The organism is Bacillus siamensis (assembly GCF_051628075.1).
Lineage (GTDB): Bacteria > Bacillota > Bacilli > Bacillales > Bacillaceae > Bacillus > Bacillus siamensis.
Window position 1 is genome coordinate 224,925 of sequence record NZ_CP155579.1, and the last position, 22,792, is coordinate 247,716.

Annotated in this window: 21 protein-coding genes and 1 other annotated feature; of the genes, 12 read left to right on the top strand and 9 right to left on the bottom strand. The window is 47.7% G+C overall.

The window, feature by feature from the left end:
• Positions 1-40 precede the first annotated feature (40 nt).
• The 4 genes from hpaB to ABDB98_RS01300 all read right to left on the bottom strand — a co-directional run bounded on the left by hpaB (position 41) and on the right by ABDB98_RS01300 (position 4,992).
• Positions 41-1,486 (bottom strand): 4-hydroxyphenylacetate 3-monooxygenase, oxygenase component, encoded by a 1,446-nt coding sequence (gene hpaB / locus ABDB98_RS01285; protein WP_326352079.1) that lies wholly within the window; start codon positions 1,484-1,486, stop codon positions 41-43.
• A 149-nt stretch (positions 1,487-1,635) separates the two neighbouring features.
• Complete coding sequence (locus ABDB98_RS01290; protein ID WP_045926326.1) at positions 1,636-2,061, bottom strand: hypothetical protein; 426 nt, start codon at positions 2,059-2,061, stop codon at positions 1,636-1,638.
• A 72-nt stretch (positions 2,062-2,133) separates the two neighbouring features.
• Complete coding sequence (locus ABDB98_RS01295; protein ID WP_438421127.1) at positions 2,134-4,308, bottom strand: glycoside hydrolase domain-containing protein; 2,175 nt, start codon at positions 4,306-4,308, stop codon at positions 2,134-2,136.
• A gap of 333 nt (positions 4,309-4,641) precedes the next feature.
• Complete coding sequence (locus ABDB98_RS01300) at positions 4,642-4,992, bottom strand: contact-dependent growth inhibition system immunity protein (RefSeq protein WP_438421128.1); 351 nt, start codon at positions 4,990-4,992, stop codon at positions 4,642-4,644.
• Between the two features lie 249 nt (positions 4,993-5,241).
• Here ABDB98_RS01300 and ABDB98_RS01305 point away from each other — a divergent pair, with 249 nt between their 5' ends.
• The 8 genes from ABDB98_RS01305 to trhO all read left to right on the top strand — a co-directional run bounded on the left by ABDB98_RS01305 (position 5,242) and on the right by trhO (position 11,779).
• A complete protein-coding gene (locus tag ABDB98_RS01305; protein ID WP_016936884.1) occupies positions 5,242-5,712 on the top strand; it encodes a helix-turn-helix transcriptional regulator in 471 nt (156 codons plus the stop codon).
• Between the two features lie 72 nt (positions 5,713-5,784).
• Positions 5,785-6,852 (top strand): iron-containing alcohol dehydrogenase family protein, encoded by a 1,068-nt coding sequence (locus tag ABDB98_RS01310; protein WP_438421129.1) that lies wholly within the window; start codon positions 5,785-5,787, stop codon positions 6,850-6,852.
• 82 nt (positions 6,853-6,934) lie between these two features.
• Entirely contained in the window at positions 6,935-8,089 is a 1,155-nt protein-coding gene (gene purT / locus ABDB98_RS01315) for a phosphoribosylglycinamide formyltransferase 2 (protein WP_060963695.1), read from the top strand.
• A 478-nt stretch (positions 8,090-8,567) separates the two neighbouring features.
• Positions 8,568-9,101 carry a CDP-diacylglycerol--serine O-phosphatidyltransferase gene (gene pssA, locus ABDB98_RS01320; RefSeq protein ID WP_060963694.1) on the top strand — a complete coding sequence of 178 codons (534 nt, stop codon included), beginning with the start codon at positions 8,568-8,570 and terminating at the stop codon, positions 9,099-9,101.
• A complete protein-coding gene (locus tag ABDB98_RS01325; protein ID WP_060963693.1) occupies positions 9,092-9,580 on the top strand; it encodes a DedA family protein in 489 nt (162 codons plus the stop codon). Before pssA ends, ABDB98_RS01325 begins: the two co-directional genes overlap by 10 nt.
• Positions 9,573-10,388, top strand: coding sequence for a phosphatidylserine decarboxylase (locus ABDB98_RS01330; RefSeq protein ID WP_438421130.1), 816 nt, complete (start codon positions 9,573-9,575; stop codon positions 10,386-10,388). Before ABDB98_RS01325 ends, ABDB98_RS01330 begins: the two co-directional genes overlap by 8 nt.
• A 42-nt stretch (positions 10,389-10,430) precedes the next feature.
• Positions 10,431-10,706, top strand: coding sequence for a hypothetical protein (locus ABDB98_RS01335; RefSeq protein ID WP_060963691.1), 276 nt, complete (start codon positions 10,431-10,433; stop codon positions 10,704-10,706).
• Between the two features lie 104 nt (positions 10,707-10,810).
• Positions 10,811-11,779: an oxygen-dependent tRNA uridine(34) hydroxylase TrhO gene (gene trhO, locus ABDB98_RS01340; protein WP_438421131.1), complete on the top strand. Its 969-nt coding sequence runs from the start codon at positions 10,811-10,813 to the stop codon at positions 11,777-11,779.
• 36 nt (positions 11,780-11,815) lie between these two features.
• Here trhO and gltP read toward each other — a convergent pair whose 3' ends face one another.
• Positions 11,816-13,066: a glutamate-aspartate/proton symporter GltP gene (gene gltP / locus ABDB98_RS01345; protein ID WP_049627826.1), complete on the bottom strand. Its 1,251-nt coding sequence runs from the start codon at positions 13,064-13,066 to the stop codon at positions 11,816-11,818.
• 369 nt (positions 13,067-13,435) lie between these two features.
• Between gltP and ABDB98_RS01350 the strand changes: the two genes are divergently transcribed.
• Positions 13,436-14,503 carry a branched-chain amino acid aminotransferase gene (locus ABDB98_RS01350; RefSeq protein WP_016936875.1) on the top strand — a complete coding sequence of 356 codons (1,068 nt, stop codon included), beginning with the start codon at positions 13,436-13,438 and terminating at the stop codon, positions 14,501-14,503.
• 40 nt (positions 14,504-14,543) lie between these two features.
• On the opposite strand, the gene ABDB98_RS01355 is transcribed toward ABDB98_RS01350, so the two are convergent.
• The 4 genes from ABDB98_RS01355 to ABDB98_RS01370 all read right to left on the bottom strand — a co-directional run bounded on the left by ABDB98_RS01355 (position 14,544) and on the right by ABDB98_RS01370 (position 19,569).
• Positions 14,544-15,947, bottom strand: coding sequence for an amino acid permease (locus ABDB98_RS01355; RefSeq protein WP_438421132.1), 1,404 nt, complete (start codon positions 15,945-15,947; stop codon positions 14,544-14,546).
• 113 nt (positions 15,948-16,060) lie between these two features.
• Positions 16,061-17,008 carry a homocysteine S-methyltransferase gene (mmuM, locus tag ABDB98_RS01360; RefSeq protein WP_438421133.1) on the bottom strand — a complete coding sequence of 316 codons (948 nt, stop codon included), beginning with the start codon at positions 17,006-17,008 and terminating at the stop codon, positions 16,061-16,063.
• 116 nt (positions 17,009-17,124) lie between these two features.
• A complete protein-coding gene (locus ABDB98_RS01365) occupies positions 17,125-18,561 on the bottom strand; it encodes an alanine/glycine:cation symporter family protein (RefSeq protein WP_188154713.1) in 1,437 nt (478 codons plus the stop codon).
• A gap of 24 nt (positions 18,562-18,585) precedes the next feature.
• Positions 18,586-19,569 (bottom strand): glutaminase, encoded by a 984-nt coding sequence (locus tag ABDB98_RS01370; protein ID WP_064777987.1) that lies wholly within the window; start codon positions 19,567-19,569, stop codon positions 18,586-18,588.
• Positions 19,570-19,813: 244 nt separating this feature from the next.
• On the opposite strand from ABDB98_RS01370, the gene ABDB98_RS01375 reads away from it, so the two are divergent.
• The 3 genes from ABDB98_RS01375 (at position 19,814) to ABDB98_RS01385 (ending at position 22,681) form a co-directional block, all read left to right on the top strand.
• A complete protein-coding gene (locus tag ABDB98_RS01375) occupies positions 19,814-21,106 on the top strand; it encodes an ATP-binding protein (RefSeq protein WP_438421134.1) in 1,293 nt (430 codons plus the stop codon).
• Positions 21,106-22,053, top strand: coding sequence for a DNA-binding domain-containing protein (locus ABDB98_RS01380; protein ID WP_438421135.1), 948 nt, complete (start codon positions 21,106-21,108; stop codon positions 22,051-22,053). Before ABDB98_RS01375 ends, ABDB98_RS01380 begins: the two co-directional genes overlap by 1 nt.
• Before the next feature lie 125 nt (positions 22,054-22,178).
• Positions 22,179-22,428: a binding site (T-box leader), on the top strand.
• An 88-nt stretch (positions 22,429-22,516) separates the two neighbouring features.
• Positions 22,517-22,681 carry a tryptophan RNA-binding attenuator protein inhibitory protein gene (locus ABDB98_RS01385; protein WP_045926313.1) on the top strand — a complete coding sequence of 55 codons (165 nt, stop codon included), beginning with the start codon at positions 22,517-22,519 and terminating at the stop codon, positions 22,679-22,681.
• Positions 22,682-22,792: the final 111 nt, after the last annotated feature.

Consider the following 22,792-nt stretch of genomic DNA (forward strand, 5'->3'; position numbering starts at 1 on the left):
GATCCAGCTATGATAAGCAGAGATGAGGCTCTGCTTTGTTTTATTTATGAATGTTCAGGAAGTCCTTGATGACAGCGGTCTGTTCTTCTTTCGGATAGCTATTGTACAGATGGCTGGCCAAGCGGACGGGGTCACCGAAGAAGTACCGCTCATATTGTGTCTGTCTTGTTCCGAAGGGGCTCATGGTCAAATCCCATGCCAGACGGAACACTTTCACCCGATCCTCAGCATTCAATTCGGTTGCCTGTAAATATTGGTCAAGGTCTCCTCTGATGTCTGAATGAAACGCTTTTTCAGTCGGCAAAGTCACCATTCCGCTTGCCCCGATCAGCTGAATGATCTCTGTGAAGCGCGGGTAGATGTCAGGGAAGATCGCGCTGACCACACGAAGCGGAGTCACACTCGGCCGCATATATCCCCATTCATCTGTTTCGGCATCATTCTCCGACTTTTCCAAAAGGGCTTTCATCGTTTCCAGACCGGTGATGATTTCAGCCATCTTAGCCTGAATATGCTGAAACTCGCTGACATCTATCGCATCGACAAGCGTTTGGGCAAGACCCAGGAGAAACTCCGTCTTTACAATTTGTCTCGTGATGACTTGATGAAATGCGAAGGCGTTAAAAGAGCTTTTCATATTGAAGTCATAAGCCGCCTCGTAATTATCATAAAAAAATACGCGTTCCCAAGGGACTAAAACGTTATCGAATACAACGATGGAATCCATTTCTTCATATCTTGAGCTGAGCGGATAATCAAATGATGATTTTCCCAGTACGAAAGATTCCCTGCAGATGAATTTTACGCCCTTTGTATTGGAAGGAATGGAAAAAGCGAACGCTTCATCTGATTCAAAATACATCTTAGGCAGGGAAACCACGAGCACTTCATCCGTCAGGCCGCCTTGTGTGGCCAAAATCCGGGCGCCGTGAATGACGAGGCCTTTTTCATTTTTTTCGACGACTTTTGCGGAGATCGGTGTTGGTGATACGTTTACGCTCATTTGTGAACGATTCACCTGAGGGGTGATAAACGTGTGTGTAAAAGAAAGATCCTGTGTGACAGCGCGTTCGTACAGCGCCTGAACATGCTCCGGAAAACAATGCTCCCGGTCTTTCAAAAGCGCGGCAGAGGAGGCGAAGCTCATCAGCACGGTATTCATGTAATCCGGGCTTCGTCCCATCATGCCGTGCGTGTGCCTGGCCCAATGCTCGAACATCTTTCTTCTTCTTTTGACGTCTTCTTTCGTTTTCGGCTGCAGGTATGAAAGCCCGGCCCGCTCTTTTTTACCGGGGAGACTGTATGTCATCTCGTCTTTCATGCCCGGTTTCGTTTGTAAATCATAAAGAGAGCGCTTCGTTTCCAGAAGGCCCTTAAATGCGGGATGTTCAGAAATAAGTCCCTCGATCTTTTCACCGTCAAGCCAAATCTCATTTTTAAGCCGGTTCAATCGGTCAATATACATTTTGCCATTAATGATACCCATCATGTAGCCCTTCTTTCTTTACAGATCCACTACCACATTATATTGAGAATGAAATTGGGTGTTCCGGTTATTTCCAGTGGGGAAGAGCCTTTTTTGGCAAGGGGGAGGAAAGGATTGCATAATAAAAACCCCTTAAGCGGAGGGGTTTTTTAACTGATCATGTCTTTGTATCTTTGTTCAAGGACAAAGTCTATCATTCCGGTAATACGGGTGTTTTCAGATTTTTGTCTGAAACGGTCAGACACTTGGATTTTCCTTGAAAACGGAAATACGGCAAAAATCCAAACAAGGCCGGCCAGACCAAAAACCATTTGCAGCGCCATTTCAATCAAATCATTAAAATGAGTGCTGAAAAAAAAGATATATAACGTGATGAATGTGACGGTGCATACAATCTTGACAGTATGGTTGAAGGTGAGCTGCGGTTCAGTGAAACACATCTTCATTTGATTGAGTGTGAGCGAATCTTGTGTCGTTAAATATGTAAGCAGTTCTTTGTCATTTTGACTTCGCGGAAGCAAATCGCTTTCTATTTTTTGAACGGTTTCCTTGTATGTCTGCATGTCAATCTTCATACGAATCCTCCTTAAAAAATAACTCCAAGAATACTCATTGAGCATTCCCGGAGCAAGGAGCTGCCTGTTCAATTATAGAAATAGTGATAAAACCGTGCTGAACAAGGCTGCAGCTCCCCCTAATTCAGGCGCTAAAACGACTAAAGCACCGATACCTACAATAACAATAATTCCTGCGCCTGCAATGGCCATGGTATTCACGACAGAATCCCAATCCGGAGAGTAAACCTCTTCGGAATCCGGCAGCCTGAAGCTCTTTTGTTTTATTTTAAATGTAATGGTCGTTGTTAGTCCAGTTGTAGCACTGTCACCGACCGGAATATCAGGTGTATAGATTTTAAATTGGATATTCAGCGATCCCGCAGCCGGATTGACGTATACTTCTAAATAACCGTTGCGGACTGACAAGCTTAGACTGTTAAGCAGGTTTTGATAGGAATCAATTTGTGATGCTGTAAAAGAGACTTGTGAATCTCCCATCAGACCGGTAATATAAGCTCCCGGTTTGCCATTTGTAATGGTAACTGTGTTGGGAGAACCTTCACTCGGCACTGTTGCCAAAAGAGAAGTTGATAATAGAATATCCATTTCAGGTGATGCATAAATGGTTTCAGTCTTGTCGAATTCAAACATGGCATTCGCAAGATTCGGTACATTTTCTAAAGCGGGAATGGTTGTTAAAATGTCCGTCAGTGTACGCAGTCTTGCGTCATACACAGGATCAGAAGGCGGATGGACGCTGCTTACACCTGAGTCTTTTCCGGAGTAACCGTCTTTGTCAATGGCGACTTTTCCCGCTCCGCTTCCGATCGTTCCTTCATAAAATTGATCAAAAGCCCAGTTTTTCGGCATCGGGTATCCGAGGTTGCCGCTGAATCCGGTCGACATGTTAGCTGTAAAGCTATATTTGGTCAGACCTGCTTCTGCCGTACGGATACAAATGTTTCTCGGTCCGTATACCCCGATTTCATATTTCGGCGCAGTTGAAAACGCCTGCATTTTCATAAAAGCTGACTTGATTTCTTGAAAGTAAGGGATGATTTTATCTGTGACTTCATAATCATACGCATCGAAATCGACGGCAAAGTAGATGGTCGTGCCTGACGGAAAACCTAATCTTCGGGCGGCTGATGCAGCGCTGTACGCATCTCTCGTTCCTTGATCTTTTACAAAATAAGAAGATTCATAGCCGCCGTCCTGATAAATCGGAAAAACGCTTAAGCCGGCATCGAAAATAGTGGAAAGCTCTTTTGACGTCAAGGCCTTCGATGTCAGTCCGCTGCTTGTCCGCACATTCCCGGTCAAATATCTTCCCACGATTTTATAACCATTCTCACGCAAAGTTTTAGCCGTATCTGCCGTTATAATTGCAGCAGTGTCACAAGCCGAAGCAGCCCGCGTTGTGTCGCCTGAGCTTGATAATAAAGCTTTAATCGTCGGCATGTCCGCATAACCTGTTTGCGGCAGGCACATAAACTCTTGGAAAGCTTTCACTGCCGATACAACGCTGACGCCGTATTTTCCGTCGAATTCACCGGGGTCAAATGATTTCCCATTACAGTAAAGCGCGTATTGAACAATCAAAACAAAGCCTGTCCGTGAATCGCCGGGAGTCAAGGTAGGACATAAGCTGGTCGTTCCGTTCCCGAAAAATCCATTGGCGACGCTTGTGCTCATGCCTTCTTCTTTTTGGAGGGCATAAATGAGAGCCTTGTTTGTATCGCGGGCATATAAGCCGTCACAAGGCATCAATCCGATGTAGTCATTGTAATCCCGGTTCAGGTTCTGCTGGATTTGGCGAATTCTTTTGTCGCCTCCCGCTACTAACCGAAAAGCGCTCATATCCAGCAAGGCTTTCATAATGAGTGCCGTGACGATGCCGTCTTGGTTAGTGAGCCCGGCCGCTTTTTGAAACTCTTTTACAGCACTTTCGGTATTTTCATAGAAAACGCCAGAAAATCCGCCCGGGTTAAATCCTTTACACCAAAGCGCCCCTTGCAGAATGTAATTCATGTTTGTCGGCTTAGAATCGGGAGCCTGCTTTTTCAACGGTTTAAACAATCTTTGTGTCGTCGGTCCGAAGTTATCGGCAGGTTCAGAAATACCAAGCTCGATTTGAAGCGCCCGTGTCAGACCGTAAATGGTATCCCAGCCCGTTTTTCCGTTTTCCGGCACTTTGCTGTACCCGTGTCTGCCTTTGTACGTCTCATTCAGCCATTGCTGTGTTTCCAGGACCATTTCGTCCATTGCAATCCCTCCATTACGTGTAGTGTGCGTTCATTTATAGATGGCAAACGTATGACAGCTTGTCTGCGCCTCTGAAACTTCGGAACGTCAGGGCGGGCATAGGAGACATTTTCAAAAAAGGCAGTAAGCGATCCCGCATCAATCGGAATCGCTTGCTTTATTTACACGTTTTCAGTATTCTGCTTTGGATTTGGTTTCATTTCTGACCTATTAAGTCCGCATAAAATGAGTGCCTCAGCAAGTGGCGATCCAAGTCATTTTTCTTGAAGGAATATCATAGATGGAGATTATCATGCGCCATTCTGCTCTCATCTGAATTCAATTTCACACTGCTTATCGATTTAAGTATAGTTCAATTTTTTTTGTTACTTGTTTTAACCATTCCAAAGGTGATATTTCGTAGTATGGAAAGTAAACTCCATCGGCACATTCATCTATGAGAGTATTTTTTTCTTCAATTGTCCAATCACTATTGATAAAGTTTCTCAGAAGAGGAACCAGAGATATTAAGTATTGTCTTGATTCTTCATTCAGCAATTCTTCGTATACGGATTCCATTGAATCATAATCCTGGTGAAAGTAACCAGATAAAAAATTGCTTACTTCCTCTAAACTCTCATTCTTTACCTTTTCCATTTTACTCACCTCTATTTGATCGGATAGCCAGTTAGATAAAACTGCCATCTGTTTTTCTTTTTAATACAATTTTAGCGTTTGTCATTTCTATTATACGAGTTGACCCTTACAGTGTCCTTTCGCCTGATTTTCTCCGACCGTATTTTACCATGAAGATGCCAATTTCTGTTCGTGAATTGAGAAAAAGAGGAAAAGGGTACTTTTTTACCGATTCTTTTGATTCATTTAAAAATGTTCCGATATAAAAATGGCGTCACGCGGTGTAAAATGGCTATATTGATAAATATGGAGGTTGAGATGGATCAAGATTATATGACTGAGCTTGTCTCGGTCCAGCTGAAGAAAATCCGGTCGGAGAGAGGCTATACGCAAGAGAAAATGGCGGATGTGATCGGTCTTTCCAAAAAGGCGCTGGTGCAGATTGAGAAAGGGCGGGCGCTTGCGGAATGGCCGCATGTTGTGGCGGTTTGCGCGCTTTTCAGATCAAGTGAAACACTGCAATCCGTATTAGGAGATGATCCGCTGGAGGTCATTGAAGCGGTTGCCCATCGCACAATTGACAGGCCGAAGGGGAAGACGATGGGCGGCAAGGTGTGGTGGAAAACCATCGAGAAAAAAGGTGAGTTCCGCTTGCAGCAGCATTTGATTTCCCACCATTACCGCATCCTGGATTCTTATGATGATCTGTGGTTCAGCAGTTTTGAAAAGGCAGAGGCTTTGGAGCGGCTTGATGAGCTGTTTTTGGAGGCGGAGGAAGCGAAGCGCTGACGCACCTCCGGTTGATGTATTTTCTGACAAGTGAGAAAATATATATAAATTCCAGCCAGAGGAGGGATTCGAATGAAGCCTGAAGATATCGTGCGAAGCGGCCCGAATCAATATATATGTAAGGAAGGAATCGCAAAAGAGCTTCCGGGGCTGCTGGAGACATTCAGAAAACCCGTGATTGTGACCGGAATCAAATCCTATCAGGCGTTCTCCGATTACAGCGGCGGTTCTTCCTGGGATGTGATTCAGCATAAAGGATACTGTTCACCTGAGGCGGTGCGTAAGGTCTGTGAGCAGGCGGAAGATGCGGATGTGATCATCGGTATCGGAGGCGGCACGATGTTGGATTTGGCAAAAGCGGCGGCAGACCGGCTTGATATTGAGGCTGTGATGGTTCCTTCCATCGCGGGAACGTGTGCGGCAAGTACGCCGTTAAGTGTCATATATGATGAGAGCGGCAATTTTATCAGAGTGGATTATCATAAGCGTTCAAGCTACTTGACGATTGTTGATCCGCTGTTTTTGCTTTCCTCTCCCATTGAATATATGAAAAGCGGGATCGGTGATACGCTGGCGAAATGGTATGAGGCCGAAGCGGTCATCAGAAATACGGGGATGGCGCCGCTGATGGCTCAGGCGGGGCTGAGACAGGCGGAATATATCCGTGATCTGTTATTGCGTAACAGTGAAGCAGCCGTCGGAAGCATGGAGAAAGGCGAGCTGTCAGTACCGTTCATCCAGACGGCGGAAACGATTATTATGCTCGCGGGAACGGTCGGCGGCTATGGGGGCCGTTTGTGCAGGATGGCAGGGGCGCATGCGGTGCACAACGGACTCAGCTTTATTCAGGAGACACATCAGGTGCTGCACGGCCAGAAGGTTGCTTACGGCATATTGGTGCAGCTTGCGCTTGAGAATCGGAGACATGAGATTGAAGAGCTGCTTCCGTTTTACCGCCGGCTCGGATTTCCCGTCAGTCTCCAAGATCTCGGCATCGGTGACATGCATGAGGAAGCCAAGCGCCGCATCTCTTCTCACGCCTGCCGGGCGGAAGAATCGTTATGCTTAATGGGGCAATATGGCGAGAAGGACGTGTCAGCGGCGATTGAATCGCTCGAATCAGCGCAAAAGACAGGATAGAGCTTGGTTATCTGTCTTGTCTTTATTTTTTGAATATTTCCGTTATAATGAGGGAGGTATAGAAAGGGAGGGGCCAAAGGACATGTATCAGGCGAAAAAGATGTTGTTATTGGGATCAGGCGAGCTGGGGAAAGAAGTCGTCATTGAAGCGCAGCGGCTCGGGGTTGTCACTGTAGCCGTTGACAGCTATGAGCATGCCCCTGCCATGCAGACCGCGCACAAAAGCTATGTCATCGATATGCTCGATAAAGCGCAGGTCAGAGAAGTCATTGAAAAAGAAAAACCGGACTTGATCGTACCGGAAGTGGAAGCCATTGCGACGGATGAGCTTCTGAAGCTTGAGGAAGAAGGCTTTCACGTCATCCCGAATGCGCGTGCGGCGAAGCTGACGATGGACCGTGAAGGCATCAGACGGCTTGCGGCGGAGAAGCTGCACCTTCCGACTGCCGGCTATGAATTCGCGAATACATATGAAGAATTTAAAGAAGCGGCAGAAACAATCGGCTTTCCGTGCGTGGTGAAGCCGCTGATGAGCTCTTCCGGAAAAGGGCAAAGCGTGTGCCGCTCGGCTTCCGGGCTGGAAAGCTGCTGGAATATGGCGATGGAAGGCGGCCGGGTGAAAAACGGCCGGGTCATCGTTGAGGAATTCATTCCGTTTGAATCCGAAATCACTCTTTTGACAGTGCGCGCGGCGAACGGTACATCCTTTTGCGCACCGATCGGACATGAACAAAAAGACGGTGACTATATTGAATCATGGCAGCCTCATCATATGACAGAACAGCAGATCGAAGAGGCGAAACACATTGCGAAAAGCATAACGGACGAGCTCGGCGGATACGGTTTGTTCGGAGTTGAGCTTTTCCTTACTGAAGATAAGGTATATTTCAGCGAAGTGTCTCCCCGTCCGCATGATACGGGGCTCGTCACACTTGTGACGCAAAATTTGTCAGAGTTCGCGCTGCATGTCCGTGCGATAATGGGGTTCCCGATTCCGGAAATCACACAGCTGTCGCCGGGGGCAAGCCGTCCGCTGAAGGCGCCCAAAGAGCTTGCTGATTACGCGGTTGAAGGTGTGGAGAAGGCGTTGGCGGTAAAAAGCACTCAGGTCCGCATATTCGGAAAACCCGTCACGAAAGCCGGACGCCGTATGGCGGTTGCGCTTTCTGCAGCCGAGACGGCTGAAGAGGCGAGAGAAAGAGCGGCCGAAGCACTCAGTTATTTATCTGTTACATAAACCTATCTTAAGAGGCGTTTTTACCGTAATGGTAAGGCGCCTTTTTTGTGTGGGCAGACTATATACTGGAAAACGGGGTTGTGAGATAATGTATGAGGCCGTTTTGTGCCGGCTTTTCAATTCATGAAACTTTTTATGTCCGCAATCGTTATATGTCATGTTCTCATTTAACGGAGAAGGAAATAACTATACATCATACGGCTTTTCATTCGTGAAGCGCGGACAGACCGTATCATCAGCATGTAATATTTAAACAGGGTCATCCGGAATAGAGATAACCCCGATTGCTTACCTTAATATGAACGGCGAAAAAACAAAAATCACCAGATTAGATTGTTCAAATAACACCAAATGCTGTATAATAAAAGAATTTGAATGATAGCATTGAAAGAATTTCATTTTATGTTTCCGTAAAATGGAGTCTTTATGCATACGCAGTCCGATTTGATATGGTTTTAATTGGAGGTTTGTGTAAACTGTGAATTATATACCTAGTATGATTACAATTGGAAATTTTATTTGCGGGCTTCTATCGATTCATTCCCTTTTGTATCATAATATTCACTCCGCGGTGATCTTTATTTTCACCGGGATGTTTCTTGATTTTTTTGACGGTTTGGCCGCCCGTAAGCTGAACGCAGTATCGGAGATGGGAAGGGAGCTTGACTCTTTTGCTGATCTCGTGACGTTCGGCGTAGCGCCGTCCATGCTCGCTTACAGTGTTTCACTATATACGATTCCGTTCGTCGGAATTTTAATCGCGCTTTCCTACAGCATCTGCGGGATGATCCGGCTCTCGAGATTTAATATCGGACAAAGCAAGCTGCCGACGTTTATCGGCATGCCGATTCCATTTGCGGGGATGTGTCTTGTCATTTTGAGCTTCATCAATAACGCCTTTCTTCTGGGGGCGGGAACGATTGCGCTCAGTTATTTAATGGTCAGCAATCTTAAATTTCCCCACTTTAAAAAACAGGCGCCTGAAAACCTGGAGAGCAGAAGATGGAATTAGTTCAGCAATTAATTTCCGATTACGGATATATCGCGATTTTTCTCATGCTGACACTCGGTATTATCGGATTGCCTATTCCGGATGAAGTCATGATGACGTTTGTGGGCTACTTTGCCCATATAAAAGTGCTGAATTACGAGCTCTCCATTCTGATCAGCTTTATCGGAGCTCTCGTGGGGATGATTATCAGCTACTTCATCGGAAGAAAAGCCGGCCGGCCGTTTATCAATAAGTTCGGGAAATGGGTCGGCCTGAAGGAAAAGAGGATGGAGAAAGTAGACAGGTGGATGAAAAAGTACGGGCCGTACACCATTATTTTAGGTTATTTCATCCCAGGCATCAGACACGTGACCTGCTACTTTTCCGGAATCGGCAGAATGGAATTCAAAACCTACTTATGCTTCGCCGCCATCGGAGCGTTTTTATGGTGTTTTATTTTTATTACTATAGGAAAATTCATAGGAGTAATCAATGTTTAATACTGCTGCTAAAGTTCTTTATCGTTCATTGATTGAACTGACTAATAATCCATTGACGTCCCATCTCATTAAAAACTTCTGTGAATCGAAACTGAGCAAGCCGATGATTCCGCTGTTTTCCAAACACTATCGCATCAACTGGAATGAAACGGAACGGACAGCCTCTGACTTTGATTCACTGGCGTCATTTTTCATTCGTGATATTAATTTGAATCTCCGCCCCGTGGCAAAAGAGAAGAACGCCATCGTCAGTCCTGTGGACGGCGTCGTTCAGACGGTAGGCATGATTAATCCGAATCAAACCTTCATGGTAAAAGGGAAGGATTATTCGTTCGCTGAACTGACGGGGTTTAAAAACGCCGATCACAAATATAACGGCGGCAGTTTTGCCGTGCTTTATCTGAGCCCGAGACATTACCACCGCTTCCATTCCCCCATCAGCTGCACGTATCAGAAGCTGGCCGAGCTGGGGAAACGCTCCTATCCTGTCAATACGATGGGATTGAAGTACGGGAAAGACGTGCTCTCAAAAAATTACCGTTATGTGTACGAGCTCACCCGTGGTGACCGGCAGATGCTCATGATTCCGGTAGGTGCGATGAATATTAATTCCATCGTTCAGACAAACACCGGAAACAGGCTTGAAACGGGTGAAGAGCTGGGCTATTTTTCATTTGGATCGACCGTTATTTTAGTATTCGAGAAGGATATGTTTACCCCTTCGGATAACCTCATTGAAGGCCGGGAATTACAGGTCGGCCAGATCATCGGTTATGCGGAGTCACAGGAGGAGGCGTCCGCTTTATAAAAGCTGCTCCTCTTTTTTATATGGTGTAAGGAAGTGAACAATATGGAAGAAAAGGATTTGGCAAAGCTGATAGAGCAATACCGGCTTACAGGCAGTCAGCAAGCTCTGGAAGCCGTGCGGGGTGCCTGCTGGCCTGTCATCGAGTCGCTCATCTCGGAACTGGGTGAAGACAGCGCCGATGTCCTGCGGGAAAAAGGCCGTGACCGTTTTCCGTTTATCATCGGCAAGTATCAGACTGCCGCCGGCCTTTCGCTTGAAACCTTTTTGCGCAATACGTATCGGTTTTATTTTCAGCAGATAATAAAAGGAGAAGCGTGACTGGAAGAAAGAGTCCGGACGGAAATGTTCATCTTTCGCCCGTTTTCCTGTATGATATAGTAGAGTGTGTGATCATTAATATAATTGAACAGGGTGTATAAATCATGGAAAAACAATATAGAGTTTTACTTTATTATAAATATGTAAAGATTGATGAGCCTGAGGAATTCACGGCTCAGCATTTGAAGTTTTGTAAGGAGCTCGGTCTGTTAGGCCGTATTTTGATTTCTGAGGAAGGCATTAACGGTACGGTGTCCGGAACGGTTGAACAGACGGATCAATACATGAATGCGCTGAAAGCTGATCCGCGTTTTGCCGACATGCCGATCAAAATTGATGAGACTGACGGACATGCGTTCCGCAAAATGTTTGTCCGCCATAAAAAAGAGCTGGTGACGCTTCGTCTCGAAGATGATGTTGATCCGAATACCACGACGGGCAAACACTTGAAACCGAAAGACTTTTATGAGCAAATGCAGAATCCTGACACGATCGTGATTGACGCCAGAAACGACTATGAGTATGACCTCGGTCATTTCCGCGGAGCGGTCAGACCTGATATTGAGGCGTTCCGTGAGCTGCCGGACTGGATTGAAGAGCACAAAGACATGCTCGAAGGCAAAAAAATCCTCACGTACTGCACAGGCGGCGTACGCTGTGAGAAATTTTCCGGCTGGCTGCTGAAGCAGGGCTTTGAAGACGTGTCCCAGCTTGACGGCGGTATCGTCACTTATGGTAAAGATCCTGAAGTCCAAGGCAAACTGTGGGACGGACAGTGCTACGTATTTGACGAAAGAATCAGCGTACCGGTCAACCGCGTAGAGCATGTCATTATCGGAAAAGATTATTTCACGGGCGAGCCGTGCGAGCGTTATGTGAACTGCGCAAATCCGGCATGTAATAAAAAAATGATCTGCACACCTGAGAATGAATACAAATACATGCGCAGCTGCAGTCACGAATGCCGTACGAACGCACGCAACATGTATGTGAAAGAGCACGAAATGACTCAGGAAGAAATCAATGAACGCCTTGCTTTGATTGAAAAAGAAGATCATGCGGCGATTGATTAATAGAAAAGACCACCAATAAGGTGGTCTTTTTTGTGTTTACATACTTTCTGTCCGGGCGGTCTGATCCGCCGTGACGGGCCCTTTATATGTGAAGGCTTTTTCCCATTTGGATACGACGATGCAGGCGACCGCATGGCCGGGCACGTTGACGCCGGTTCTCGCCATGTCCATGACGCGGTCGACACCGGCAATGATGGCGACGCCTTCCGCGGGGAGACCGACGGCATTCGCTGTCGCCAGGAGCACGACGAGTGAGCCTGACGGGACGGCGGCAATGCCTTTGCTTGTCATGACGAGCACAAGCATCATCAGAAGCTGCTGAGAAAGCGGCATCTCCACATGAAAAGCCTGCGCCAGAAAAATACATGACACCGATAAATAGAGGCTGGAGCCGTCACAATTCAGCGATAAGCCTGACGGAACCACAAAGGAGACGACCCGCTTTGGGCAGCCGTATTTCTCCATCCGATCCATCAGCTGAGGCAGAATGGTTTCTGTGCTTGTCGTGGAAAAAGCAATCAAAAACAGATCCCAAATCATTTTCAGCACTTCAAAGTACTTGATTTTAAAGATAAGCCCGACAATCGGAAACAGAACGAAGAGTATCAAAAACAGCCCAAGAAACACAGTGCCGATCAGCTTCAGCATCGGGAGCAAAAGCGCGATTCCGAATTGTCCGACTGAGGCGGCCATAAGGGCAAGAACGCCGATCGGAGCGGTGACCATCACCATCTGCGTCAGCTTGAACATAATATTTGCCGTTGATTCAAAGAAATTCATGACAGGTGCGGAGGCTTTGCCGATGCCGGCTGCGGCAACACCGAATAGGATCGCGAAAAAGATGACGGCGAGAAGATCGTTTTTCGCCATAACGTCAATGATATTAACGGGGATAATATCAAGAAGCATTTGTTTCAGGTCGACTACTTTTTCCGTATAGCCGGAAAGCTCGTGAATGTCTTTTTTAGCAAGGTGAGAGAGGTTAAGGCCGACTCCCGGCTTCAGGACGTTTGCCAATAGGAGGCCGAGCCCCAGAACAAGTGTCGTAATGACTTCAAACCAAATAATCGTTTTGATGCCGAGACTGCCCATCTTCTTCATACTGCCGCTGCCGGCGGCTCCGATGACAATGGTCGAGAACACGATCGGCACGACAATCATTTTAATCAGGCGGATAAATCCGTCTCCCACGGGCCGCAGCGCCATCCCGAAATCCGGGAAGAAATGGCCGATCAGTGCTCCGATGGCTAAGGCGATCAAAATCTGAAATGCGATAAATTTTTTCAAGCGAATCCCCCTTTTACTTGCGCATTTCTTACGTAATTCGTGAAGCAGGCGGCAACCACCTTCCTCTCCGCCATAAATTTGTCACAAAATTGACTTTGCGAAAGAGAGGATTTCTTTACATTATGTAAGCGCAATCATTTAATATGACAGAAAGTCCTCATTGAAAAAAATGAAGGAGAATAAAATAAAGTTAGATTTTCGCTTGAAAATATCAAAAATTGTGATAATTATCCTCTTATAAGTGGTATATTTAATATGATACGGTCAACTGCATCCTCATATATCTGTGCATACACGATTCAGGCAGAGAAAACAGGCAGCTTATAAAAGACTGAAAATTTAAACAATTACAAGAAAGGTGTGCTTTTGTTGAATCAACTGATTGAAAGGCGTAAGGTCACAGCTAGAAAAGAAAAACCGGATTCCGCTTCATTGGGATTTGGCAAGTACTTCACTGATTACATGTTTGTCTTGGATTACGAAGAAGAAAGAGGCTGGCATGATCCGAGAATCACACCATATGAACCGGTTCATCTTGATCCGTCCGCATCCGTTTTCCATTACGGGCAGGCCGTATTTGAAGGGCTGAAGGCTTACAGATCAGAAGACGGACGGGCATTGATGTTCCGTCCTGACCAAAATATAAAGCGGCTGAATAAATCGCTGCGGCGGATGAGCATGCCGCCTCTCGATGAGAAGCTTGCGCTGGAAGCATTGGTACAATTGGTGGAGCTGGAGCAGGAATGGATTCCGAAAGAAAAAGGAACCTCTTTATATATCCGTCCGTTTGTAATCGCGACCGAGCCTTCTTTAGGCGTCCGGCCTTCCAAGCGTTATAAATTCATGGTTGTCCTGACGCCGGTCGGTTCGTATTACGGCGATCAGCTGAAACCGATCCGTATTTATGTCGAGGATGAGTATGTGCGCGCCGTCACCGGCGGAGTGGGCGATGTTAAAACGTCCGGAAACTATGCGGCCAGCTTACAGGCTCAGCGGAAAGCCGAAGAGCTGGGTTATGATCAGGTGCTTTGGCTCGACGGAGTGGAAAAGAAATATGCCGAAGAGGTAGGCAGTATGAATATCTTTTTCATTATAAACGGAGAGGCTGTAACGCCGGCGCTAAACGGAAGCATTCTCGGGGGCATCACCCGCGCATCTGTGATAGAGCTCTTAAAAAGCTGGGGCATCCGTGTCAGGGAAGAACGGGTTGCCATTGATGACATCTATCATGCCGCGATGAGAGGCGAGGTGTCAGAAGTATTCGGTACGGGAACCGCAGCGGTCATCTCACCGGTCGGCGAGCTGCACATTCACGGAGAAACAATTGAGCTGAATAACGGCTTGATCGGTGAAGTGTCAGAAAGGCTCTATGAAACGATTACCGGCATCCAGGTCGGGAAGGTGCCGGATTCGTTCAGATGGGTGGTTGAAGTATAAACAAAAAAAGAACCCTTGCGCGGCAGGGTTCTTTTTTTGTTTATTGAGATTTTGCGGCTTGAACACGGGTGCGGCTGTTCCGGTTTTTTAAGTAATAAACGCTGTAACAGACGGCCATAAAGGCAATTCCGCAATAAAGGGCGATGGCCTGGTTCGGATCAAAAGCAATGCCGATACAGGAGGCAAGGCACAGGATAAAGGCCGCTATCGGCACGGCCGGATATCCCGGTGTCCTGTATTTCAAGTCTGAAAGCTGATGGCCTTCTTTAAGAAACCGCCTTCTGAACAAAAATTGCGATGCGGCAATGCTCATCCACACCGCCACTACCGCAAATCCTGAGACAGAGACGAGAACAAGATACACTGTATCCGCTGCAAACACGCTTGACAGCAGTGACAGAATGCCGCCGATCATACTGAAAATCAGGGCGTTAAAAGGAATGCCTTTAGACGTCAGCCTGGCAAAGGCGGGGTGAAGCTCACCTTCTTTAGACAGGGACCACAGCATTCGTGATGATGCGTACAGCCCTGAATTCGCCGCAGACAGAAGCGCCGTCAAAATGACGAAATTCATCAGATCGGCCGCATACGGCACGCCGATTCTGTCGAATACCGTAACGAACGGGCTTTCAATCACACCCGCTTCTTGGATGGAGATCATGCCCGACAGCACAAAAATCGTTCCGATAAAGAAAAGCGCCAGCCGCCAGACTGTAGTCTTAATGGCGCGCGGAACGGTTTTTTCCGGATCAGCGCTTTCCCCGGCGGCAATTCCGATCAATTCCGTCCCTGAAAAGGCGAAGTTTACTGACAGCATCGTCATCAGTATCGGAAAAAAACCATTTGGAAAAAGACTGCCGCCATCCGTAAAGTTCGACAGCATAGGTGCGGCTTCACCGCTTTTCATCGGGACGATGCCGAACATCGCCGCTCCGCCCAATAAAATAAACAGCAGGATGGCTAAGACTTTAATGCTTGAGAACCAAAACTCCGATTCAGCAAAAAATTTCACGGAGAAGGCGTTTAATAAAAAGATGAAAAGAGCGAATACGGCACTCCACATCCAAACCGAAGTATGCGGGAACCAGCGCTGCATGAAGAGCCCGGCCGCCGTGAATTCAGAGCCCAGCGCCACCGCCCACGTCAGCCAGTACAGCCATGCGACCGTAAAACCCGTCGCCGGCCCGATATAGGTTTTCGCATAGGTGTGGAAGGAACCCGTGACCGGCATGGCCACTGACAGTTCACCGAGGCAAAGCATGACAAGATAGACGATGCCCGCGCCCAAAAGGTATGCAAAAATGGTACCCGCCGGACCCGCCTGATGAATGGTATACCCCGAGCTTAAAAACAGCCCCGTTCCGATTACACCTCCGAGTGAGAGCATAAAGAGGTGCCTGCTTTTCATACTTCTCTGAAAATTCGTCTCGTTCTTGTTGTTCATTGTTTTCCAACTTTCTGCGAGAGCCGTTCTAATAAAAAATCTCATGCCGGCGAACGGCACGAGATTCCGGCGAACCGGCTTTTTGAATAGAATATACAAACTATTCCGATTAGTCAAGTTGTTTTTAAGGTTTTGGCCCAAGCCGCAATGGCCTGAATATCCGCGGGCTTCGTCCGGCAGCAGCCTCCGATCAGGCTTGCGCCGTTTTCGTACCAGCTTTGCGCGCTCTTTCCGAAATGTTTTGCGCACGCTTCGCCTTTCCAGGTTTTTGTTTCCGGGTCATATTGTTCGCCTGAGTTCGGATAGACGATAATCGGCTTGGACGCTGCCCGTTTGATTTCTTCTATCAGCGGCGGAATATGTTCGATCGGTGTGCAGTTGATGCCGATCGCCGCGATTTGATTGCAGGAGCCGAGCAGGGCCGCGCATTCGGAAATAGGCGTGCCTTCGCTGATATGCCGTCCGTCTTTGGCGCTGAAGCTCATCCACGCATAAGTGTCTGGGAATTCCTCCAGCAGCCTTACGATCGCTTTTGCCTCTGACAGGCACGGAATGGTCTCGCATGCCAAAAGATCGGCGCCGGATTCTATAAGGGCTTTCATCCGGGGGCGGTGAAAGCTGATCAGCTCATCCTCCGTCAGTCCGTAATGCCCGCGATATTCAGAGCCGTCGGCAAGGCTCGCGCCGTAAGGTCCGATAGAAGCGGCGATCAAAGGTTTGGGACGGTCTGAACGGTTTTCTTCATGCGCCCAAAATTCATCGCGAGCTTGGACGGCGAGCTCAACTGATGTCTGTATCAGGCGGATCGCATCGGTTTCTGAGATGCCGCGTGCCGCAAATCCTTCAATCGTCGATTGATAGCTGGCAGTGATCGCGCAATCAGCGCCGGCGGCAAAATATTCGGCATGCACCTGTTTGATCAGTTCGGGTTTCTCCAAAAGAATTTTGGCCGACCACAAATCGTCATGTAAATCACAGCCCATCCGTTCAAGCTCGGTTGCCATTGCTCCGTCTATGATCATAACCGGGTATTCATCTAATATGTGTGTAATGGGGTTCATAGGCGCTCCTTTCTGACTTTCTTGAAAATATATGAAAAGGGTAATAGACGCTTTCCTCTTTGTCAATGAACCGGCAGAAAAAAAGATGTTCAGGACGCTGCCCGAACACCTTTTGTTTAGGAAATATGTTTGCCTTTCGCACTTTTCGCGATGTCTGAATACTCCCAGCAGTCGATCCCGTCATCATCAGGGAGCACATCTCTGTAAAAGACGGGGTCCTTTCCGGCTTTCTTTTGCCGGGCATAATCGCTCAAAGCGGCAAACGCTTTTTTCGACAGAAGGAAAATCGCAATTAAATTCACGACCACCATTAAGCCCATGAACAAGTCAGCCATATCCCACACAAGCTGGACTTTGGAAATGCATCCGAACAGAACCATTCCGAGTACACAGATGCGGTAAATGAACAGCCATTTTTTGTTCTGGCTTAAAAATCCGATATTGGTTTCTCCGTAATAATAGTTGCCCATCAGAGCGCTGAAGCCGAACAAAAGCATTAAGACGGCAAGGAAACCTGATGCCCACGCGCCGACATGGTCGCTCAAGGCAGCCTGAGAAAGCGCGATGCCGCTCAGTCCCGGCTGGTGATAAGCGTCTGAAAATAAAATGATAAGTGCCGTGCTTGTACAAATGACGAGCGTATCCGTCAGGACGCCGAAGGCCTGAATGAGCCCCTGTTTCACCGGATGGCTCGTCGTAGCTGTCGCCGCCGCGTTCGGAGCGCTTCCCATTCCCGCTTCATTTGAGAAAATGCCGCGTCTCACACCTTGCATCAAAGCCGCACCTAAAGCGCCGCCCGCTGCCTGATCAATACCGAACGCATTTTTTACGATAAGCGACAGAACGCCGGGCAATTGGGTGATGTTCGTCAAAATGACAAAGAAAGCGACACCGATATATAAAACGGCTAAGACGACTACGATGTATTCCGCCATTTTCGCAATTCGTTTGACGCCGCCGAAAATCACGCCGCCGAAAACCAAGATTAAAATAATGCCCAATGTAAGCCGGCTGGTGCCGAATGCGTTTTGAAAAGCGACGCTGATCGTATTGGACTGAACGGAATTAAAGACGACTCCGAATGACAGCGTGATTAATACGGCGAACAGCGCGCCCATCCAGCGTTTCTTCAAGCCTTTTTCCATGTAATAGGCCGGGCCGCCGCGGAATCCGTTTTGATCTTTTACTTTATAAATTTGGGCCAGCGTGCTTTCAACAAAGCTTGAAGCCGAACCGATGACAGCGATAATCCACATCCAGAAAATAGCGCCCGGGCCGCCGAGTGCGATCGCAATGGCGATTCCGGTAATATTCCCGGTTCCGACACGCGCCGCCATGCTGATGCAAAATGCCTGAAACGGGGAAATGCTGTTTTTTGACCGGGCGGCCGCGCCTTCTTTCAAAACCCGGATCATTTCCCTCAGCATGCGGACTTGCAGACCCTTTGATCTGAACGTAAAAAACAGTCCCAGAGAAAGAAGCAGTACGATTAACAGTTTTGACCATAAAAAATCATTTGCCGAGCCGATTACATTTTCAAGGAATTCCTGCATCCAATCACCTCTTGGTTCGTTTGATTAAAAAATACTGAGCTCCCACTCCTGTGCGATATGTTTCAGCAGCATGCCGCCGGTCAGGCTGTTGCCGTATTCATCAATGGCCGGACCGTAAATGCCGATGCCGCAGCCGTTATGAAAAGGCTGTTCTCTTCTGGCGCTTGGGGGAACCAATGCCATAATGCCGCCGGATACCCCGCTTTTGGCCGGGACGCCGACGAAAGCCGCATATTTTCCTGACGCATTGTACATCCCGCACGTCAGCATCAGGGCTTTGGCGAGTTTTGCGACATCTTTCGGAATGACCTGTTCCCTGCGGATGGGATGGTAGCCGTCATGCGCAAGAATCAATCCGATTAAAGCGATGTCCTCGGTTGTCCCCTCCATGGCGCATTGCTTTAAATACACTTCAAGCGTTTCTTCCACATCCGCCTCGAGAAAGTTCGTTTCTTTTAAATAGTAGGCGAGCGCTCTGTTCCGGTGTGCGGTCTGCCATTCAGAGCGGAAGACCTCCTCGTGTATGTGAGGCCGTTTTCCTATCAATTTTTCAAAAACGGAAAAGAGATATTCCAATTTCTCATGCGCCGTTTCACCGGGAAGAAGCGAGGCGACGGTAATGGCGCCGGCATTGATCATCGGATTGAAGGGCTTCCCGGGTTTATGGATTTCAAGCCGGATGATAGAATTAAACGCATCACCTGTCGGCTCCACGTCCACACGATCGAGTACATAAGGAATGCCCCTGGACATGCAGGCGGCAATAAAGCTGATGACTTTTGAGATGCTCTGCAATGTGAACGGCACATTCCATTCACCGGCATGAATCATTGAGCCATCCGGCTCTAATATGCAAATGCCCAGCTGAGAGTCATTGATTTCTCCGAGGGCGGGGATATAATTTGCGCTTTTTCCATTGACGGAAAACGGTCGGTAATGTTCGACCCAATCTTGTAAAAGTGAAGCCAGTTCCTCTTTTTCAAGGCGCTCTCTGACCATATCTTTCATAACATTCCTCCTCTATTACAAGCCTGTCCGCAAGCGGAACCCGGTCTTGGAAAACGTTTTCAAATATAGCGTGTTCCATGTTAATGTATAATGACATCTACAGAATCATATAAAATACGACAAAATCATTCTTAAAATAAGCCGATAGATTTATAAATCTGCAGGAGCGTCCCGCCATACGGGTCTAAAGAAATTTGCGGACTCACTCGGTCTTATTCAAAATAGATAGAAGAAGGAAGTGATTGTGATCAGGCTCGACTATTTACTAAAAAAAGACGGTTATCTTTTCGCTCTTATGCTGATCACCGTGCCGCTGGCGGGGGAACTGAAATTTTACCCCCTGAATGAGGTGTACCGGATCAGCTTCGGCGCCCCGGCTTTTTTCTTTTTTCTGCTGCTGCTGCGGCATGTGCCGGCAGTATTGTCAGGGCTGTTGACAGGTGCAGCCGTTGTGGCATTCCGGATCGGCCTGGCGTGCTGGGGAGGAGAGCATGACGGCTTTACGGAGGCTTTTTTCAGCCAATATCCCAGTTTCTTTTTTTACTTTACATATGCCTGCTTGTTTTATGTGCTGAGGGTCAGGTTCTTTCGGGATCGGCCGCTCATGATCGGATTCCTCGGTTTTCTCATTGAAATCGCTTCCGACACCGTTGAAATGGCGGTTCAGTTTTCAGGAGGCCGGCTGATTATGATGCCGGGCAAACTGGCGGATATTGCGGTCATCGCCGTTTCTCACACATTTATTGTGCTGAGCTTTTTCAACGTGATGAAGCTGCACGAATCCCAGGTCAGGGAAAAGCAAACGAGAAAGCAGCATGAACACATGCTGATGATTGTGTCTAACTTATACGAAGAAACGATTCATTTGAAAAAAACGCTGAAAACGACGGAGCATGTGACGAAAGAATCCTATCAGCTGTATCGGGAAATGAGCGGGAACGACCGGGAGCTCGGCAGCCGAATGCTGCGCCTTGCGGGAGAAATCCATGAAGTGAAAAAAGACAATCAGCGGATATTCGCCGGCCTGTCGAAGCTGATTTCAAATGAGAGATTCCGGGATTACATGGATGCCGCCGCTCTGATCGGAATCGTCATCCGAATCAATGAAAAATACGCCGAATCTTTAGGCAAGGATATTCAGTTCCGGAGCGTGATTGAAGGAGATCATCCCGATTATCACGTCTTTACCGTCCTGTCGATCTTGAATAACCTGACCGCCAATGCCGTAGAGGCCATGGGGGACAGAGGTGAGATCCGCCTCACGCTGCGCAGGGCGGAGGGGGAGATGGCCGAATTTCAGGCGGAAGATGACGGTCCCGGCATTTCGGAAAAAATCGGAGAGGTAATCTATGATCCCGGATTTACGTCCAAATACGATGAATTCGGCACCCCTTCAACGGGCATCGGGCTTTCATACGTGAAGGAAATCGTAACCGAACTTGAAGGCGGCATCTCCTTTCACAACAAGCCAAAAGGCGTCATATTTACGATTCAGCTGCCGGTGAGGCATTTAATTGCAGAAAGGGTGAGTTCATAATGCGCTTTTTTATAGCTGATGATGACCGGGCGATCCGTTCCATTTTGAGACAGATCATTGAAGATGAGGACTTAGGCGAAGTCGTCGGCGAGGCGGAGGACGGAAGCCAGATTGAAGGGCATTATCTCCATTTTAAACAAGTCGATATTTTATTAATTGACCTGCTGATGCCGGGTCGGGACGGGATTGAGACGATACGGCATCTTCAGGATTCGTACACCGGAAAAACGGTGATGATATCCCAGGTAGAAGCGAAGGAAATGGTGGGAGAAGCCTATTCTCTCGGTATTGAATATTTTATCCACAAACCGATCAACAAAATTGAAATCATCACTGTGCTCCGAAAAGTGAAAGAGCGGATCGAACTGGAAACCTCGATCGGCGACATCCAAAATTCGCTTAGACGGCTTGTTCAGCGCAATGAACCGCAGCAAAGCCGCTCTTTTAAATCCTGCGAAAAATCCGTGAAAGAGACCGGGAAATTTCTGTTATCAGAACTAGGGATTGTGGGAGAAAGCGGCGCGCACGACCTGATGGCCGTGCTGCATTTTTTATTTGAGGATGAGCAGGCGCAAAAAAGCGTCCCGTCGCTGAAGCGTGTGTTTACAAACGTCGCGCTGCGGAAACTGGGACCCGCGGCGTCGGAAGCAGACGTCAGCAGGGAGACAAAAGCCTCCGAACAGCGGATCAGAAGAGCGATCATTCATTCGTTAAACCATTTCGCCTCATTGGGCACAACTGATTTTTCAAACCCCAAATTTGAATATTACGCCTCGAAATTCTTTGATTTCCCTGCCGTCAGCAAGAGAATGAAAGAAATGCATGCGAAAGAAACCGTGCCGCTTTCTCCGGTTAAAGTGAATATGAAAAAATTTATTCACGTCTTCTATTTGGAGGCGAAAGATTTACGCGAAGGATCGAAGTTTGTCAGCGGAGGGAGCAGGTAAGGCTTCAGACAGGGTAAGAGGAGCATATGCAAATGGCGCGGGAAATGCTCGGCTTATCCGATTCGAAAGGTTATTGACTTCGGCTGGAAGACAGCGTATGATACATGTTAAAATCAACGAACGGATGAACAATGCTGAGGAAGAGTAAGTACGCATCAGCGCACGGGGTTCAGAGAGTCGGTGGCCGCTGTGAACCGATCCCCGTCCGGTGCCGAATGGGCTTCTGAATTGCTGCGCTGAAATGACAGTAGGCGGTGCCGGGATTCTTTCCCCGTTATCAAGAAAGGAGTATTGAAACCGTGTGTTTCCGTACTTTTTGAGTGAAGGCTTTACAGCCGTTAATAAAGGTGGCACCGCGAAAACCTCGTCCTTTGATGGACGGGGTTTTTTTGTATCGTTAAGGAGGTGATGGCCATGGAAAGTGACTGGAGACGGACAAACAATCAAAAAAGGAGGGATATTCATGGTGATCGCCACCGACGATCTTGAACTCACCTGTCCGCATTGTGAAGGAACCGGGGCGGAGAAGGAAGGCGCGCCCTGCCCGAAGTGCGGCGCGAAGGGGGTCATTTTGACGGCTCAGGGAAACACGCTGCTGCATTTTATAAAAAAGCATCTTGATCAGTGAAATCAAACGAAAAAGGCCGTTATCGGGCCTTCAGGCTGTCGAGAAAATCTCGACAGCCTTTATTTTCCCCTTAAAATATCAATTTCCCCGAATTCGTCTGCTTGACCAACT